Genomic DNA, 15,244 nt, shown 5'->3' with positions numbered 1-15,244 from the left:
CCCCCCGGGTCGGCGCGCTTGCGCGCCGATCATCAGTTCATCTTGAAACCGCCTTCGGGCAGATATGCATCGGTGAAGTAAAGCGATGCGTCAGGCGTGTTCTGGTAGGTGTAGGTCTGACCCAGCTGCTCGATCGCGGCTTCCATGCGGGCTGAATCGATGCCCCCCATGCCATTTGCCTTGACCCAGTCGGTCACGACGTTCTGGTCGATCGACATCTGCAGACGCTCCTGCTCCAGCGCCTTGTCGGCGGCCGGGTTGCGCTTGACCAGCGCTTCGATCCCGGCGGCTGGGTCGGCGATGGTGTCCTGCCAGCCCTTGGCGACAGCCCGAAGGAAGGCTTCCACCGTTGCGCTGTTCGCGGCGGCCCAGTCGGTGTTGACCAGGATAGCGTTGCCGTAAAGCTGCAAGCCGTGGTCAGCCATCAGGATGTTCGAGATGTCGTCGTCGGCGACGCCGAGGCGTTTCAGGTTCACGACGGACGAGAAAGAGAAGCCGGTGATTGCGGCGACATTGCCTTCGGCGAGCATGGGTTCGCGGGTCGGGAAGCCGACCGGTTCGACCGTAATCGCGCTGACGTCGAGACCGGTTTCCTTAGCGAAAACAGGGAATTGCGCCCATGCGCCGTCTGGCGGCGGAGCGCCGAGCACCTTGCCTTCGAGGTCCTTCGGTTCGGAGACGCCAAGCGACTTGCGCCCGACGATGGCGAACGGTGGTTTGTCATAGACCATCATGACAGCGGTGACGGGCGCGCCGGGGTTCTGGTCGAGGAACTTGATCACCGAGTTGATGTCGCCGAAGCCGATCGGGAAGGCGCCGGTGGCGATTTTCGGGATCGTCTCGACCGAGCCGGAACCGGCCTCGATGGTGACCTCGAGACCTTCGGCGGCGAAGTGGCCGTTGTCGATGGCCAGGAAGTAAGGTGCTGAAGGACCTTCGAATTTCCAGTCCAGCGCGAAGGGAACCTGGGTCTGAGCGTGGGCCAGCGTGGCGGCGAACATGCCGGCGGCGGCCAAAATGGCACGGTGAAACATGGGGCAGCAATCTCCTCTGTCATGCGGTGTTTCGTTCAACCGAACACCTTGTCTCTTTTGGTCGGGGGGAAAACCAGTTCGTCGGTTTTGAGCCCCATCTCGCCGGATAGCTTTGATGATATTTTGAGCAATGAGCAACTATTTTGCCGGATTTTCGGTCGGAATTCTTAAGTTTGACCTTCTGTCCCCGGTTCAAGGGCGGTTGGTCGGCAATACATCGGCGGAGCGTCGGCAAAACGTATGGCAAGGGCGCACGCCGTGCTTGGATATCCTTAACAAAAGGTCAGCAGGATGCATGCATGACCGAAACCGCACCCTCCGAACCGCCCGCCCGCTTCACCAATACCAGAGCCGCGCGCATGGCCCGCGCCCGGCTTGACCGGTTGCTGGACGGCGGGGGCAGCGACGCCGAGATCTGGCGCAAGGTGCAGACGCGGGTGCCAGAGGCATGGGCGACGCTGGAACAGGACATCGACTGCGAAGAGGAAAAGGTGAAGCTCACGCTGCGCATCGACGCCTCGGTGGCCCGGTTCTATCGCGCCATGGGCAAAGGCTACCAGGCGCGCATGAACCGCATCCTTGCCACCTATGCGCAGATGCGCATCGGCGAAATCGAGCGGGAGCGCGCGATGCAGGATGAGGTCGACGTGCTTTTGCGCGAACGCCTGCCGGACGAACTGGGCGACATCTGGCGCAGGCACCGCGAGGTCTTCCTGGCCGAAGGAGGCGCGGACCTGGTGTGGATGGATCGTATCTTCGATGTGAAGGGCTGATGGGCGCTCATGCCCCCAAAAGCGCCACGGCAAGGGGCACCGGAGATACGGCGATCATGATCGACAAGGCCGTGGGCAGGGGCGCGAAGATGCCGCTTAGTCCGGCCAGCAACATGATGCCTCCGCCGCCACCGATCACGGCATTTCCGGGGGTGTTCACGGCAAGAGCCAGTGCGACATACCTGTGGCGCAGGGCGAGAGTGACCACGCGGGGCGGCGCGCCTTCGAGCAGCACTTCGACGCGTGCCTGCCGAGGGAGGCGGGCGGCCCTGGATACCAGGTCGGCGGCTTTGCGCAGTCTGAACAGCGTGAGCATCCGGACCAGAACTGTGACAGGCAGGAGCAGGCCGACCAGATAGGACAGCAGCATCGCCAGGACCGTCGCGCAATAGACCAGTGGTGCGATGGAGGCGCCGAACGCGGTCAGCATCGCAAGGCCGATTTCGGCGCCGGGGACGAAGGGCAGGGCCAGGAGGCCAACATAGGCGATCGACCCCAGAATGACGACGCGATGCACCTGTTGCTCGTTCGAGGGCGTGATCTGAAGGTCAAGCGCATCCCGTACCATGTGGGATGCCCACGTGGCAGCCACGACAAGAGCCAGGAGTACGGCGACGCGCAGCGCGATGCCTGCCGGGCCGAGGTGCATGACGGGTTCGGGAGGTTTGCTCACCCCGACGCCGCAGGCGCATCGGGGGGCGTCGGCGATCCGGTGCCCGAGACGTTGATCTGCCGTGTCCAGTACCAGCGGCGCGTTGTCCAGGTGCCCTCGAAGTCGATCCGGTCGCCGGTGACGGTTCCGTACCAGACGACGGAGTGCGGCGCATCGGGGCAGGTGGTGGTCGTGGTGAAATGGATCGTCTCGCCTTCGGTCCAGGTCTGATATTCGGACCAGCCGAAATCGCAGTACTGCTGGCACATGACCGACTGGAACCGGCCGTCCTTGAAATGAAGTTCGTCGTTCAGGATCTCACCGGTCTCCTCGACCCTGTCTGTCGTATGAAAGATACGGCCATCGAGCCCAATGCCCGGTTCCCAGGGGCCATCGGGAACCGCCATGTCGGCGATGTCTTCATTCAGCACCGTAACGGTCGCCGCGCCTGTCCCCAGCACGATCGCCGCTATGGCCGAGGCTTGCGCGATTGGTGTCATGTCATCCCCTCTCCGGCCGGGCCGGGCGCGTATTCCGCAAGAGGAGTATGACCCTGGGTGGCCATTGGCGCAACAGAGCCGTTGCGGTGCCGGAGCGGGGAAGGCTGGCCTAGTCGCGGACTTCCTCGGGCTTCACGCCCCAGAGGCGGCGCTTTTCGACCCAGCCCTTGGAGCTGTCCGCTTCGATCATGCACCAGTCGAGCGAGCAGTCCTCCAGCCGCGCGACGACGCCGGCCTCGGCATAGGCGTTCACGGGGCTTTCTGCGCCCGGCTTGACGCGCATCGGGGTCAGGTCGGCCTCGACGATGACGTGGCGCACGCCGGAGAGAAGCGAGTAGTGGACCCAGCCGCCCTGGCCGTCGCGGTCCTGAACGCGGCGCCAATGGCCGTATTCGGCGGTCACTTCGAGCGGCATGTTCCGGCGGGTGAAGACCCAGTCGATCCGATGCGACAGCGACGGGCCGCGCCGAGCATTGCCCTCGTCCGCTTTCAGCGAGACGAAACGTGGCATCGGAAGGTTGGTCACGGGGCCGCGTTCGGCGGCCGTGGAGGACACGCCGTGAAGAAGGCTCAGAATCGTTGCGATGCCTGCTGCTCTGATCATGTCTTCTGCCCGTTTTCGTGTTCCGCACGCATTCGAGATCTGCCGTCTCTTGTGCAGCGTCCGGTTCCTTGTCACTTTGCCAGCAACCGCGGCCCAATGGAAGACATGAGGAGACATCCAAATGCCCGACAAGCGTCTGAGTGTGGTGGTCACGCGACGCCTGCCCGAGTCTGTCGAAACCCGGATGTCGGAATTGTTCGATGTGCGGCTGCGCACGGACGATACGAAGATGAGCCGCGACGAACTGGCCGCGGCAATGAGAACGGCCGATGTGCTGGTGCCGACCGTGACGGACCAGATCGACGCGGGCCTGCTGGCGCAGGCAGGCGACCGGCTGAAGCTGATCGCGAATTACGGGGCGGGGATCGACCATATCGATGTGCAGACCGCCCGGCAGCGGGGGATTCTCGTGTCGAACACGCCGGGCGTCGTGACCGAGGACACGGCGGACATGACTATGGCGCTGATCCTGGCGGTGATCCGCCGTATCCCCGAGGGTCTGGCGGTCATGCAGAAGGGCGAGTGGGCCGGTTGGGCGCCCACGGCCTACATGGGCGGGCGCGTCGGCGGGCGGCGGCTGGGCATCCTGGGCATGGGCCGTATCGGGCAGGCGGTGGCGCGGCGGGCGGCGGCCTTCGGGATGCAGGTGCACTATCACAACCGCAAGCGGCTGCGCCCCGAGGTCGAGGACGAACTTGGCGCGACCTATTGGGAGAGTCTGGACCAAATGGTCACCCGGATCGACGTGTTGTCGATCAACTGTCCCCATACCCCGTCGACCTTTCACCTGATGAACGCCCGGCGGCTGAAGCTGATGAAGCCGTCGGCCGTGATCGTCAACACCAGCCGGGGCGAGGTGATCGACGAGAACGCGCTGACGCGGATGCTGCGCGCGGGCGAGATCGCGGGGGCGGGGCTGGACGTGTTCGAGCATGGCCACGAGATCAATCCGCGCCTGAGGGAGCTGGCGAACGTGGTGCTCTTGCCGCATATGGGCTCGGCTACCATCGAGGGGCGGACCGAGATGGGCGAGAAGGTAATCATCAACATCAAGACATTCGACGACGGGCACCGGCCGCCTGACCTCGTGGTGCCGTCGATGTTGTGATGCGCAGTTTTGCAGTCGTCGCCCTGTTGCTGCTGGCCGCCTGCGCGCGGCCGCTGACCGAGACCGAGGAGCGGTTCGCGAAGGACCTGTTCGGCGAGACGCTGGACACCTCGGACGTCACGATCAGCCAGGGGCTGGGACTGGCGCCGCTTTACCGGACGGTGCCTGCCTCGCTGACGGTCGTGCGGGGCACCGACAAGGCCTGCGTGCGCACGCCGCAGCCGAGGGGTGCGCAGCCGCCCCAGGCTTTCGCGCTGTATGAGCGGATGCATTTCGACAGCGAGCTTTACTCCTCGGACATGGCGCTGGGCTGGCCGAAGGGGCTCAGGTTCCCGAATGCCATCGTGCTGGCTCATGAGCTGACCCATGTCTGGCAGTGGCAGAACCGGGCGGTGACGGGCTATAGCCCCGCGCGGGCCGTGGCGGAAAGCTGGCGTCTGGCCGATCCCTATTTCTCGGCCTCGGGCGAGGCGCCGGTCTTCTATGCATTCGGCTATGAGCAGCAGGCCGCGATCGTCGAGGATTTCGTCTGCTTCACCGTCGCCAATCCAGACCACCCGCGCCGCGCCGAGTTGCGCGCGATCCTGGAGCCGGTATTGCCGGTGGCCGATTTCGAGGCGGCGGTGGCGCGTTAGGCGCATCGGCCGGGTCTTGTGAAGCGGGCGCGTCTGGCGGATCATTCCCGGCAGGGGAGTGAGGGCCAATGAGCGAATCCATCATATCGCGTGTCGAAATCGTGGAATTCAATTTCGACGTGAAGAACCTAGGTGTGCCCGAGGGCACGGATACGGAGCACAGCGGAGGCACGCCGGGCGGCGCGATCGAGTACGCGCCCGGCCAGCATGCCACCATGTCGCGCTATGCCGTGGTGATCGAGACCGCGGACGGCTGCCGTGGTGAATACGTGACGCATTACGTCGGCACGCGCTCGGCGCTGGGCCAGTCGCTGATGCTGGCGCCGGGGCTGATCGGGCGGGATGCCGAGGCGCGCGAGGGTCTCTACGACGACATGAAGCGCGAGTTGCGGCAGTACGACCACATGGGGCACGGGCCGATCGACATCGCGCTCTGGGACCTGGCGGGCAAGAAGTACGGCACGTCGGTCGCGAAGATGCTGGGGGGCTATCGCAAGCGCCTGCCGGCCTATGCCTCGACCTATCACGGCGACCGCAATGGCGGGCTGGACAGCAAGGAGGCATTCGGCGATTTCGCGGTGCAGTGCCGGGAAATGGGCTACAGGGCCTTCAAGATCCACGGCTGGCACGAAGGCGACCGGCGCGAGGAGGCGGAGAACGTCCTGCATGTGCGCAAGGCCGCGGGCGACGGCATGGACCTGATGCTGGATTGTGCCTGCGAACTGCGCACGCTGGCGGATGCGATCTATGTGGGCCGGGCCTGCGACGAGGCAGGGTACCTGTGGTACGAGGATCCGTTCCGGGACGCGGGAACCAGCGCCCATGCGCACCGCATCCTGCGCGAGAAGATCGTGACGCCGATCCTTCAGACCGAGCATATCCGGGGCGTCGAGCCGAAGGCGGATTTCGTGATCGCGGGTGGCACGGATTTCCTGCGGTCGGATCCCGAATACGACATGGGCATCACCGGGGCGATGAAGATCGCGCACCTGGCCGAGGCGCTGGGCATCGATTGCGAGGTGCATGCACCCGGTCCGGCGCATCGCGCTGTGGTCAGCGCGATGCGGAACACGAATTACTACGAGATCGCGCTGGTGCATCCCGATTGCCCCAATTCGATCCCGCCGGTTTATGCCTGCGGCTATAGCGATAAGCTGGAGAGCATCGACGCCGACGGGACGGTCGGCGTGCCCGACGGGCCGGGGCTGGGCGTTGTCTATGACTGGGAGTTCATCAACGCGCGCGCGACCGGCCGTTACGTGTTCGGGGGCTAGGCCCGATCAGAACCACTGGCCCGGCTCCATCAGCCCGAGGTCCATCAGTTGCTGAGACTGCCATTCGAAGCGCTGTGAGTTGTGCCAGCGGAACCCGTCGATGGCGTCGCGGCTGGCGGGGTTCGTGCGGAGCGCCTTTGCGGTGCGGAACGACACGATCGCCGCCGTCAGGTTGTTGTGCCAGGGACAGGCGTAGGTGTTCAGCTCGGGCTCGGACCAGGTGTGATCGGCGCGGAGCCGCAGGCCGGGTTTCGTGCGCACGAGGCCGATGCGGTCGATGCGGCGGCGCCGGGGATCGATATGCTCTTCGAAGCGCCAGCGCAGGCCGCCGTGAAAGTCGAGCTGTCGTTCGAGCGGGCCGTTTTCGCCCTGGCGGGCGCGGGCATAGTAGCCGGACCGGTCGAGCCAGGCGTCGGTGAGAGAGACGGCATCGTCCGCGCCGGAGAGATCGCCCGCATAGAGGTCGATCACGTAGGTCAGCATCGCGTCGCGGCGCTCTTCGGCATGGAAGGTCAGCACTTCTCCGACACTGCGCGTCTCGGCGAAGGGATAGAACAGGAACTCGGCGTTGTAGCCGTAGTAGAGCCATGTCCTGGGGGGCAGGGCATCCACCAGCGCGTTGACGATGGTGGGCGCGGTGTCGGGCGCGCGGGTCGGGAAATCGACGCGGATTACGCCATCGGGCAGGGGGCCGTCCGGCGTCAGGTCGCGGGGCGCAAAGAGGAGGAGGGTGCGGAACCCCTTGTCGGCGTGGTGGCGGAACGTGGCGGCGACCTCGGCCTCGTCCTCGGCGATGATCGCCGCGACCGGGCCCGGGGCAGCCCTGAGACTGCCCGACGCGATCAGTTCTTTCAGCCCCTCGACCTGCATCCTGCCCCTGTTTCCTGCGTTGCCGCGGGACGATGCCACGGGCTCTCTCCCCTTGGCAAGAAGGTCCCGCCCGTGTAGGACGCCCGCTGATCCCGGGAATGGAAGCGAGCCGATGTCCGCGCCGAAAAAGCTGTTTATCAAGACCTATGGCTGCCAGATGAACGTCTACGACAGCGAGCGTATGGCCGAGCAGCTGGGTGGCGAGGGATATGTGCGGACCGAGACGGCGGAAGACGCCGACATGATCCTGCTGAACACTTGCCATATCCGCGAGAAGGCGGCGGAGAAGGTCTATTCCGAGCTGGGCCGGTTCCGGCCGCTGAAGGAGGCGAAGCCGGATCTGAAAATCGGCGTCGCGGGATGCGTGGCGCAGGCGGAAGGCGCCGAGATCATGGCGCGTCAGCCCATGGTGGACCTGGTCGTTGGACCGCAGAGCTATCACCGGCTGCCGGAGCTGGAGCGGAAGGCGCGGTCGGGCGAGAAGGCGCTCGATACCGATTTTCCCGAAGAGGACAAGTTCGACCATCTGGCGAGCCGCCCCAAGGCTGCGCGGGGGCCGACGGCGTTCCTGACGGTGCAGGAGGGCTGCGACAAGTTCTGCGCCTTCTGTGTGGTGCCCTATACGCGGGGGGCCGAGGTTTCGCGGCCCGCCGAACGGGTGATGAGCGAGGCGCGCGATCTTGTGGAGCGTGGCGTGCGCGAGATCACCCTCTTGGGACAGAACGTGAATGCCTATCATGGGCACGAGGGCGGGCTGGCCGGGCTGATCCGCGATCTGGCAGAGATCGACGGGCTGGAGCGGATCCGGTTCACGACCTCGCATCCCAACGACATGGATGATGCGCTGATCGCGGCGCATGGCGAGGTGGGCAAGCTGATGCCCTATCTGCATCTGCCGGTGCAGTCAGGATCGGACCGCATCCTGAAGGCGATGAACCGCAAGCATACGGCAGAGCAGTATGTCCGGCTGATCGAGCGCATTCGCGCCGCGCGGCCTGATATCCTGTTGTCGGGCGATTTCATCGTGGGATTCCCCGGCGAGACCGATGCCGATTTCGCGGACACGATGTCTCTGATCGAGACGATCGGCTATGGCCAGGCCTACAGCTTCAAGTATTCCGCGCGTCCGGGCACGCCTGCGGCGGAGCGAGAAGAAGTGGCCGAGGACGTGAAGGACGCGCGTCTGCAGGAATTGCAGGCACTTCTGACGCGACAGCAGCGCGAGGTGCAGGACGCGATGCTGGGCCGCGAGGTCAGGGTGCTGTTCGAGAAACCCGGGCGGCTGCCGGGCCAGATGGTCGGAAAGTCGGAGTATCTGCACGCGGTTCATGTGCACACGGATGGCGTTTCGGCGGGCGATATCCTGCCGGTTCGTATCGTTGCTTCGAACAGTAACTCTCTGGCCGGAGAAATTTGACACGTTTCCAAAGCAGGCGTCGCGATTCCGCTGGACCTTCCGATGAGAGACCGCAATATCTCGTGACAGTTTGGTGAAATCCGCCGAGATGTGCTTGCACGGGGCTGAATCCCTTGGCAGCATGGCTTTGTAAGTGGCACTCGAAATCCGGAGTTATTCTATTTGGCCATAAGCGCGCTGACCCCGCCGACCAAGCCCGAAGACGTACAAGAGACGCGTCTCGAATTTCCCGACAACCGCCTGCTCATCGAGTTATTCGGAGAGTTCAACCGCAACCTCGCGCAGATCGAGGAAGCGTTGAGCGTGCAGATCGTGCACCAGGGCAACCAGCTTGCGCTGTTTGGCGAGGCCGGGTCCGTGGCCAAGGCGGCCGAAGTCCTTCAGGCGCTTTACACGCGGCTTGAAGCGGGCCGCGAGATAACGCCCGGGGATATCGACGCCGAGATCCGCATGGGTGGCAGCACCCAGGATGTCGGCGGTAGCCCCGCCGACCAGATGGAGCTGTTTCAGGGCGGGCGTGTCGAGATCATGACGCGCAAGAAACTGGTCGAGCCCCGGACCGAGGCGCAGAAGGCCTATGTGCGTGCTCTGTTCAAGAACGAGCTGGCTTTCGGGATCGGACCGGCAGGCACCGGTAAGACCTACCTGGCCGTCGCCGTGGGCGTGAACATGTTCATCGGCGGGCATGTCGACCGGATCATCCTGAGCCGGCCTGCGGTGGAAGCCGGTGAAAGGCTGGGCTTTCTGCCGGGCGACATGAAGGAGAAGGTCGACCCGTACATGCAGCCTCTCTACGACGCGCTGAATGATTTCCTGCCGGGCAAGCAGGTGGCCAAGCTGATCGAGGAAAAGCGGATTGAGATCGCGCCGCTGGCCTTCATGCGGGGCCGCACGCTGTCGAACGCCTTTGTGGTTCTGGACGAGGCGCAGAACGCGACGACCATGCAGATGAAGATGTTCCTGACCCGTCTGGGCGAGGGCAGCCGGATGGTGATCACCGGCGACCGCAGCCAGGTTGACCTGCCCAAGGGCGTGACATCGGGCCTGAGGGACGCCGAGCGGCTGCTCAAGGGGATCGACAAAATCAGCTTCAACTATTTCACCTCGAAGGACGTGGTGCGCCATCCGCTGGTGGCCAAGATCATCGAGGCTTACGACGCGGACGCACAATAGAGGCGCAAGTCTCGGGCGTTCATCGCGGCGGCAGAGGGGGTAGCGAGACTGGCCTTGGTGCGTTGTCCTGCAGTTCTTTGCGGTCAAACTTTTGGTTTGATTTTGAGATCTGATTTATGGCCTGATATCTTTGAAAAGACTGACTGGAGGACTGGTTATGACTGTTGAACGTGCGATCTTGCTCATCGTTGGCGCACTCGTGCTCGCAAGCGTCCTGCTTGCTGTCTACCACAACCTGAACTGGCTCTGGCTGACGGGTATCCTGGGCGCCCATCTGATCCAGGCCTCCTTCACGGGCGTCTGTCCTGTGGTCATGACCCTGAAGAAGATGGGGCTGCCCACCAAGGAAGGCTTTGCCAAGCCAGGCTGAGCCCGGCATTCGGCGCTAGTCTCAGGATGCCGAGAGTTTGGATCTGTCCCGTCGCATCTTCAGCGGCGGTTGCACGTTATCGGGCATTTGCGTCTTGAATAGAGAAAAATAGACGGGGGTGTCCGGGACCCTTGAGTTGTGCAGTTTGGTCCGGGCCGGGGAGGGGCGTGATCAAAACGCGAGAACAACCCCATGCACAGTAGAAATCAGGGCCTTCCCGGGGCTTGCCGGAGATCGAGGCACCATATATAGTGCGAAGACAAAGGGAGGAGACAATACCCAGACACCATGAGGTGATCTTATGTCTCGCGCCCCTGACCCCGACCATCCGGAAGAACCCGACCACGAGATCATCCCGAGCCCTGAGGTCCTCGAGCTCGAGCGGCCGGCTGCGGCCGAGGACGCCGCGGACGCAGGCGATGATCTCTCTCCGAAGGAACGAAAAGCACTTGAGCTCCTCAAAAGGACCTTCGCGCATCGCAATGAACAGGCGGATGCCGATGCAAAACGTCGACTTGAAGATGAGGCCTTCTTGATCCGGATGGCAGCGCAGCGCTTAACCGGGCTGTCTCTTCTCTCGAGCCCCAAAGACGCAAAAGTGCTTGTCGTGCATCACCTCACGGAGTTCTTTGCGGCGCTGCCGATGCCGCCGGGGCTGGATGCACATTTGAGAGCGGCGCTCCGCCGGGAGGCGTTGACGATGCTCCTGAAGCTCGGGCCGCAAGACGACATCGAGCGCATGCTGCTCATGCAGCTCATCGCCAGTCACATGGCCAGCATGACCTGCTTTGCCCGGATGAGCGCGCCCGGGACGTCACCGGAGCTCGCAGCGCAAGCTATGGGACTGGCACAGAAAATGTCACGGCTATTCCTCGACATAGAGCGGGCGTTTCGGCAGCGACGAGGGCAAATCGGTCATCCGGGACCACCTTCCCCGAGACATGACCCAAAACTCCACGCCGAGATGATTCTGGACTTTCTCAAAGACGAAGGGATCGAGTTCGACGACGATGACGCACCCGCGTAATACTGGCCCCATGCGATTGAGCCCGCGGTGTGGCGCGAGAACGCGAAAAGGCACGCCCTGCCAGGCGCCTGCCGTGTCCGGTAAGGGGCGCTGTCGCATGCATGGTGGCGCGAAAGGCTCGGGCGCGCCGAAGGGCAATCGAAATGCGCTCAAGCACGGGCTCCATACAGCAGAGGCGCGGGCCATGCGCGCGCTCGTGCGTCAACTGACGAAACGGACGCGCGAGATACTCGACGATCTCTGAGATGACGGCGTTGAAGATCGGCATCGAGAGTGTTGCAGGTCCCGGCGTCGCGGGCGCGTGATCTTCCTGCGCCGCCTGGTCTGACCTGGCGATTTTTTGGTTTGTAAAACCGTCGGAGATGGGTCTTCTCAAAGCCCCCCTAGAACTTGGTTCAGGATTTCGTGGATGCGGAATGGATCCGTATGCCGGGGCCATCTTCCGGGGACCCGATGAACTCGATGCCCGCGGCTTCAAGAGCTGCTATTAGCGAGTATAGGTTTCCACCCCTGGTTGGAGGAACTTCATCATGTTGTTCATATCTAATGATCGTTCTCACAGAAACGCCGGACTTTTCGGCCAGCTCTTCAATTGACCAGTCTAGGGCGTTTCTTGCAGCACGAAGCTGAGCTCCTGTTGCCTTAGTTGTCATAGTGGCATAAAATATGCCACTAAATGAGACGTAAGCTGCATCCTGAACCTCCCGAATGGCAAAGCCATATTGCTCGTCTCGAGGGCGCCTATGCGCCGTCGACAATACGCTCTTACTATGCCGACGTTCAGGCGTTTGTCGACTGGTGCCAGGACAACGGGTGCAGCGCTTTTCCCGCCTCGGTGGAGACCCTCTGCCGGTTTCTGGAATCTCAAGGAGAAGAAAAAGCCCCCTCGACCGTCCGCCGGCGCCTCTATGCGATCCGGAAGATACATCGTCTGCTGCGCCTTCCGGACCCAACGTATGATGAAGAGATCAACCTGGCTTTCCGGCGCGTCTGGCGCAGCCATGCTGTGCGGCCGAAACAGGCCAAGGGTTTGACGCGGGACTACCTGGAAGATTTCATCGCTGGAGAACCCGACACGCCCTGGGGTCTCCGAAACCGCGCCATGCTTTCGCTTGGATACGAGTTGCTGGCCCGCCGCTCGGAACTCGTGGCTCTCAAAACCGATGACTTTGAGACACGCGACGACGGGACGCTCCGGGTTCTGATCCGGCGCAGCAAATCGGACCCGTTCGGCGAGGGGCGGTTGGCTTTTACGTCGCAGCGAACCGCAAGGCTCGTCGAGGAGTGGCTTGACTGGCGCGGGCCTCACATCCCCTGGCTCTTTTGCCCGATCTACCAGGGGAAGGCGATCAACCGCGACTTGGAGACGACAACAGTCAAGCGCCTGATCAAGACCGCGGCGCGTCGTGCCGGACTGCCGGCCAACGAGATCGACGCCTTCAGTGGTCATTCCATGCGCGTCGGCGCCGCGCAGGACCTGCTTTGCGCTGGATACGACACGGCTGCAATCATGCGGGCTGGGGGCTGGAAGTCGGTGAATATCCTCGCGCGGTACTTGGAGAAGGCGGAGCACAATGTTTGGGCGTGAACGCGCTCAAACTCTAGCGTCGACAGGATCGGGAGACATTGGAAAAGTCTTCACATGGAAACCCACCACCGCACCGGTAAGTGGTACAGTCTAAGGTATTAATTCCTAACCAGAGATTTGTCAGCCCGGGCTGTCGCTGATAGCCCGGGCTGCTGATCATTTAGGCGATGATGATGTCCGTAAAGACAACATCGTCCCCCGTTATTGTGGCGATCAGGATGGCGCCGCCCGACGAACCATCGGCATCGAAGTAGAGATATCCGTTGGACGTATTGAACAAGAGATGGTCTCCTGCAGCCGAAGTGTCGTCCACCCCAGCGCCCGAGATGAACTCGTCACTGCTGATGCCGAACAATACACCTCCAAACCCAGCATCGATGAAGAGGAGGTCATCGATGCCAGATTCGAAATCCAAGATCTGATCTACTCCGTCGTTGTCGGTGAGGAATACGAACTCATCCGCTCCAGTTCCCCCAATGAGAGTATCGTTGCCCAAGTCACCGGTAAGTGTGTCGTTGCCCGCGTTTCCAACAACGAAATCATCGCTTTCGGTTCCCGGAAGTGTATCGTTTCCGTTGGTCCCGACGATGTTGTTGGTGTCGGCTGGCAGAATGGTCAGGTCAATGACACCATTGGACTGGTCTCCGTCGGCATCTTCACCGATAACCGGGAAAGCCATCTCGATCGGGTCTCCCTGCTGGCCATCGATCTGGAATGCCAGGTCGGAGATGTCGAAGGTATTGGCATAATCCCCGTCCGAGAAGGTGGTGCCGCCAAATTCCGTATCGGTACCGCCTCCCGGAACTGTATCATCCGATCCATTCGTCGCCGTCAAACGCGTGAACGTCTCGTCGCTGCCGATCCCGATGACATCACCTTCGATGACGCCAGTGATGTAGACCGAGTAGACTAAGCCATCCCCCGGATCGACTTCGTAGTAGATGTAGTGCGCCCCACCATCGAGCGAAGTTCCACTTGCGTAGTCTGTGAGTGCGTAGAACTCGTCGGCGACCGGATTGAGGAATACCTTTGTGATCGCAACGCGATCTGCGTCGGTGCCCAGGTACTCGTCAATTTCGGTACTGTCAGTGTGTGTAAACGGGGCCGAAGACGTAAAGTTGAAGTCTGGGTTCGACGCCTCGAGCTGGATCACCGCCCCCTGTCCATCGGGGTTCGTTTGCGAGATTTCGATCGACGCATCATTCAGGGCCACCGGCCCAGACGACCAGAAACTCCCCGTATTCGGGCCGATATTCGAGCGGGTGAAATTGACGCCGAAGTCAAAGATGATCGACTCGTCCTCACCCACACCCTGGCTCGCGACACCCGTTCCCTGCTGGGAAATGTTCGATGCGATAATCGAACCCGGGCCGTCGGAACCCGAGACCAGGACGTCCAGTGTCACAGATCCGACTTCAACATTGTCCAAGAGATTGAACAGGTATTTCCCAGGGTTCTCTGCATTGTCGAAAATGTCGATCGATGCTCTTGTCGTACCGTCATCCAGCGGCAGGAACGTCTGCACATTGTAGGTATCAGTCTCGGTCAATTCGATCGTGAACACCGTTTCGAAGACGTCGTACGTGTCGTCGGAAATACCGAAATCGGTCAAACCACTGACAACAAGGGATGCATCGTCCGGATCGATGCTCTGGATGTACAGATTCCCGTCGCCATCGATGCCGATGACGAGGTCGCCGTGAGTGCCCAGAATGGAGTTGATCTCAGCTCCTGCACTCGCCGTTACTTCGTCATCACCCAATGTGATCGTCACGCTTTCGGTCAGAAGGGTGGCGGGCGTGACAGCGGTACCCGTGATCGTCCTCTGCGCCATGGCAAAGAGTTTGTCTCCCTCGGCGTCGAGGTTCAGATAGACGGGATCGCCGCCAGAGGTGACGGCTGCGCCGTCCTTGTCGAACAGTTGATTTCCATCGATTGCACTGTCGAAGACCACCGCGTCCGTTGATTTCGGGCCATCCTGGCCCGCCACCTCATCGAACTCGAGATTGAAGCCCATAAGCAGTTCGTCTCCGCTGTTGCGGACAAAACTTGCATCCGGATCGAAGTCCAACGGAACATCATCGATAGCCGTCACGACGATGGCGTCGTCAGACAGGGGGATGGTGTCGCCGTCGAAGTCGGTCGCCGTCATGGCGCCGCCGAGGTTGAGGGTGAGGATGTTCTCGCCCTGAACGAGGTCGTGGTCGAGCGCGGCCTTC

General features: G+C 62.3%; 17 protein-coding genes. 10 read left to right on the top strand and 7 right to left on the bottom strand.

Features of this window, described 5'->3' with window-relative positions; translation table 11 throughout:
• Window positions 1-32 precede the first annotated feature (32 nt).
• Window positions 33-1,034, bottom strand: a complete 1,002-nt coding sequence (locus tag ACKLNI_RS01975) for an ABC transporter substrate-binding protein (RefSeq protein ID WP_413717312.1) — start codon at window positions 1,032-1,034, stop codon at window positions 33-35.
• Between the two features lie 299 nt (window positions 1,035-1,333).
• On the opposite strand from ACKLNI_RS01975, the gene ACKLNI_RS01970 reads away from it, so the two are divergent.
• Window positions 1,334-1,807: a BrnA antitoxin family protein gene (locus ACKLNI_RS01970; RefSeq protein ID WP_413717311.1), complete on the top strand. Its 474-nt coding sequence runs from the start codon at window positions 1,334-1,336 to the stop codon at window positions 1,805-1,807.
• 7 nt (window positions 1,808-1,814) lie between these two features.
• Here the strand turns inward: ACKLNI_RS01970 and ACKLNI_RS01965 are convergent, their stop codons facing one another.
• The 3 genes from ACKLNI_RS01965 to ACKLNI_RS01955 all read right to left on the bottom strand — a co-directional run bounded on the left by ACKLNI_RS01965 (window position 1,815) and on the right by ACKLNI_RS01955 (window position 3,563).
• Window positions 1,815-2,480, bottom strand: a complete 666-nt coding sequence (locus ACKLNI_RS01965; RefSeq protein ID WP_413717310.1) for a hypothetical protein — start codon at window positions 2,478-2,480, stop codon at window positions 1,815-1,817.
• The gene (locus ACKLNI_RS01960) at window positions 2,477-2,959 is read right to left on the bottom strand and encodes a hypothetical protein (RefSeq protein ID WP_413717309.1); all 483 of its coding nucleotides are present in this window, start codon (window positions 2,957-2,959) and stop codon (window positions 2,477-2,479) included. The genes ACKLNI_RS01965 and ACKLNI_RS01960 overlap by 4 nt, the downstream gene beginning before the upstream one ends.
• Before the next feature lie 109 nt (window positions 2,960-3,068).
• Entirely contained in the window at window positions 3,069-3,563 is a 495-nt protein-coding gene (locus tag ACKLNI_RS01955) for an SH3 domain-containing protein (RefSeq protein WP_413717308.1), read from the bottom strand.
• Window positions 3,564-3,684: 121 nt separating this feature from the next.
• On the opposite strand from ACKLNI_RS01955, the gene ACKLNI_RS01950 reads away from it, so the two are divergent.
• From ACKLNI_RS01950 to ACKLNI_RS01940, 3 genes are all read left to right on the top strand, one after another.
• The gene (locus ACKLNI_RS01950) at window positions 3,685-4,671 is read left to right on the top strand and encodes a 2-hydroxyacid dehydrogenase (protein ID WP_413717307.1); all 987 of its coding nucleotides are present in this window, start codon (window positions 3,685-3,687) and stop codon (window positions 4,669-4,671) included.
• Window positions 4,671-5,306, top strand: coding sequence for a hypothetical protein (locus ACKLNI_RS01945; RefSeq protein ID WP_413717306.1), 636 nt, complete (start codon window positions 4,671-4,673; stop codon window positions 5,304-5,306). The genes ACKLNI_RS01950 and ACKLNI_RS01945 overlap by 1 nt, the downstream gene beginning before the upstream one ends.
• Window positions 5,307-5,374: 68 nt before the next feature.
• Complete coding sequence (locus tag ACKLNI_RS01940) at window positions 5,375-6,580, top strand: enolase C-terminal domain-like protein (protein WP_413717305.1); 1,206 nt, start codon at window positions 5,375-5,377, stop codon at window positions 6,578-6,580.
• Between the two features lie 6 nt (window positions 6,581-6,586).
• Here ACKLNI_RS01940 and ACKLNI_RS01935 read toward each other — a convergent pair whose 3' ends face one another.
• Window positions 6,587-7,450 (bottom strand): hypothetical protein, encoded by an 864-nt coding sequence (locus ACKLNI_RS01935; protein WP_413717313.1) that lies wholly within the window; start codon window positions 7,448-7,450, stop codon window positions 6,587-6,589.
• Between the two features lie 112 nt (window positions 7,451-7,562).
• Here ACKLNI_RS01935 and miaB point away from each other — a divergent pair, with 112 nt between their 5' ends.
• The 5 genes from miaB (at window position 7,563) to ACKLNI_RS01910 (ending at window position 11,681) form a co-directional block, all read left to right on the top strand.
• Entirely contained in the window at window positions 7,563-8,867 is a 1,305-nt protein-coding gene (miaB, locus tag ACKLNI_RS01930; RefSeq protein ID WP_413717304.1) for a tRNA (N6-isopentenyl adenosine(37)-C2)-methylthiotransferase MiaB, read from the top strand.
• A 162-nt stretch (window positions 8,868-9,029) separates the two neighbouring features.
• Window positions 9,030-10,040, top strand: coding sequence for a PhoH family protein (locus ACKLNI_RS01925; protein WP_413717303.1), 1,011 nt, complete (start codon window positions 9,030-9,032; stop codon window positions 10,038-10,040).
• Between the two features lie 157 nt (window positions 10,041-10,197).
• Window positions 10,198-10,410, top strand: coding sequence for a YgaP family membrane protein (locus ACKLNI_RS01920; RefSeq protein WP_413717302.1), 213 nt, complete (start codon window positions 10,198-10,200; stop codon window positions 10,408-10,410).
• A 301-nt stretch (window positions 10,411-10,711) separates the two neighbouring features.
• The gene (locus ACKLNI_RS01915) at window positions 10,712-11,437 is read left to right on the top strand and encodes a hypothetical protein (protein WP_413717301.1); all 726 of its coding nucleotides are present in this window, start codon (window positions 10,712-10,714) and stop codon (window positions 11,435-11,437) included.
• Complete coding sequence (locus tag ACKLNI_RS01910) at window positions 11,421-11,681, top strand: HGGxSTG domain-containing protein (protein WP_413717300.1); 261 nt, start codon at window positions 11,421-11,423, stop codon at window positions 11,679-11,681. The genes ACKLNI_RS01915 and ACKLNI_RS01910 overlap by 17 nt, the downstream gene beginning before the upstream one ends.
• Window positions 11,682-11,832: 151 nt before the next feature.
• Here the strand turns inward: ACKLNI_RS01910 and ACKLNI_RS01905 are convergent, their stop codons facing one another.
• Window positions 11,833-12,090, bottom strand: coding sequence for a helix-turn-helix domain-containing protein (locus ACKLNI_RS01905; protein WP_413717299.1), 258 nt, complete (start codon window positions 12,088-12,090; stop codon window positions 11,833-11,835).
• 23 nt (window positions 12,091-12,113) lie between these two features.
• Between ACKLNI_RS01905 and ACKLNI_RS01900 the strand changes: the two genes are divergently transcribed.
• On the top strand, window positions 12,114-13,025 hold the full coding sequence (locus ACKLNI_RS01900; protein ID WP_413717298.1) for a tyrosine-type recombinase/integrase: 912 nt from the start codon (window positions 12,114-12,116) through the stop codon (window positions 13,023-13,025).
• Window positions 13,026-13,185: 160 nt separating this feature from the next.
• On the opposite strand, the gene ACKLNI_RS01895 is transcribed toward ACKLNI_RS01900, so the two are convergent.
• Window positions 13,186-15,244: calcium-binding protein (locus ACKLNI_RS01895; protein ID WP_413717297.1), on the bottom strand; the 2,059-nt coding region annotated here is incomplete at its 5' end.

The organism is Silicimonas lutimaris (genome assembly GCF_047314965.1).
GTDB lineage: Bacteria > Pseudomonadota > Alphaproteobacteria > Rhodobacterales > Rhodobacteraceae > JAVJUV01.
Note: the sequence above shows the minus strand (reverse complement) of the source record. Positions and strands in the feature narration are given on the sequence as shown.

What these genes read in the sequence shown, in the direction of transcription:
- ACKLNI_RS01975 (WP_413717312.1), bottom strand. Translation starts at nt 1,034, where the DNA reads ATGTTTCACCGTGCCATTTTGGCCGCCGCCGGCATGTTCGCCGCCACG.
- ACKLNI_RS01970 (WP_413717311.1), top strand. Translation starts at nt 1,334, where the DNA reads ATGACCGAAACCGCACCCTCCGAACCGCCCGCCCGCTTCACCAATACC.
- ACKLNI_RS01960 (WP_413717309.1), bottom strand. Translation starts at nt 2,959, where the DNA reads ATGACACCAATCGCGCAAGCCTCGGCCATAGCGGCGATCGTGCTGGGG.
- ACKLNI_RS01955 (WP_413717308.1), bottom strand. Translation starts at nt 3,563, where the DNA reads ATGATCAGAGCAGCAGGCATCGCAACGATTCTGAGCCTTCTTCACGGC.
- ACKLNI_RS01950 (WP_413717307.1), top strand. Translation starts at nt 3,685, where the DNA reads ATGCCCGACAAGCGTCTGAGTGTGGTGGTCACGCGACGCCTGCCCGAG.
- ACKLNI_RS01945 (WP_413717306.1), top strand. Translation starts at nt 4,671, where the DNA reads ATGCGCAGTTTTGCAGTCGTCGCCCTGTTGCTGCTGGCCGCCTGCGCG.
- ACKLNI_RS01940 (WP_413717305.1), top strand. Translation starts at nt 5,375, where the DNA reads ATGAGCGAATCCATCATATCGCGTGTCGAAATCGTGGAATTCAATTTC.
- ACKLNI_RS01935 (WP_413717313.1), bottom strand. Translation starts at nt 7,450, where the DNA reads ATGCAGGTCGAGGGGCTGAAAGAACTGATCGCGTCGGGCAGTCTCAGG.
- miaB (WP_413717304.1), top strand. Translation starts at nt 7,563, where the DNA reads ATGTCCGCGCCGAAAAAGCTGTTTATCAAGACCTATGGCTGCCAGATG.
- ACKLNI_RS01920 (WP_413717302.1), top strand. Translation starts at nt 10,198, where the DNA reads ATGACTGTTGAACGTGCGATCTTGCTCATCGTTGGCGCACTCGTGCTC.
- ACKLNI_RS01915 (WP_413717301.1), top strand. Translation starts at nt 10,712, where the DNA reads ATGTCTCGCGCCCCTGACCCCGACCATCCGGAAGAACCCGACCACGAG.
- ACKLNI_RS01910 (WP_413717300.1), top strand. Translation starts at nt 11,421, where the DNA reads ATGACGCACCCGCGTAATACTGGCCCCATGCGATTGAGCCCGCGGTGT.
- ACKLNI_RS01905 (WP_413717299.1), bottom strand. Translation starts at nt 12,090, where the DNA reads ATGACAACTAAGGCAACAGGAGCTCAGCTTCGTGCTGCAAGAAACGCC.
- ACKLNI_RS01900 (WP_413717298.1), top strand. Translation starts at nt 12,114, where the DNA reads ATGAGACGTAAGCTGCATCCTGAACCTCCCGAATGGCAAAGCCATATT.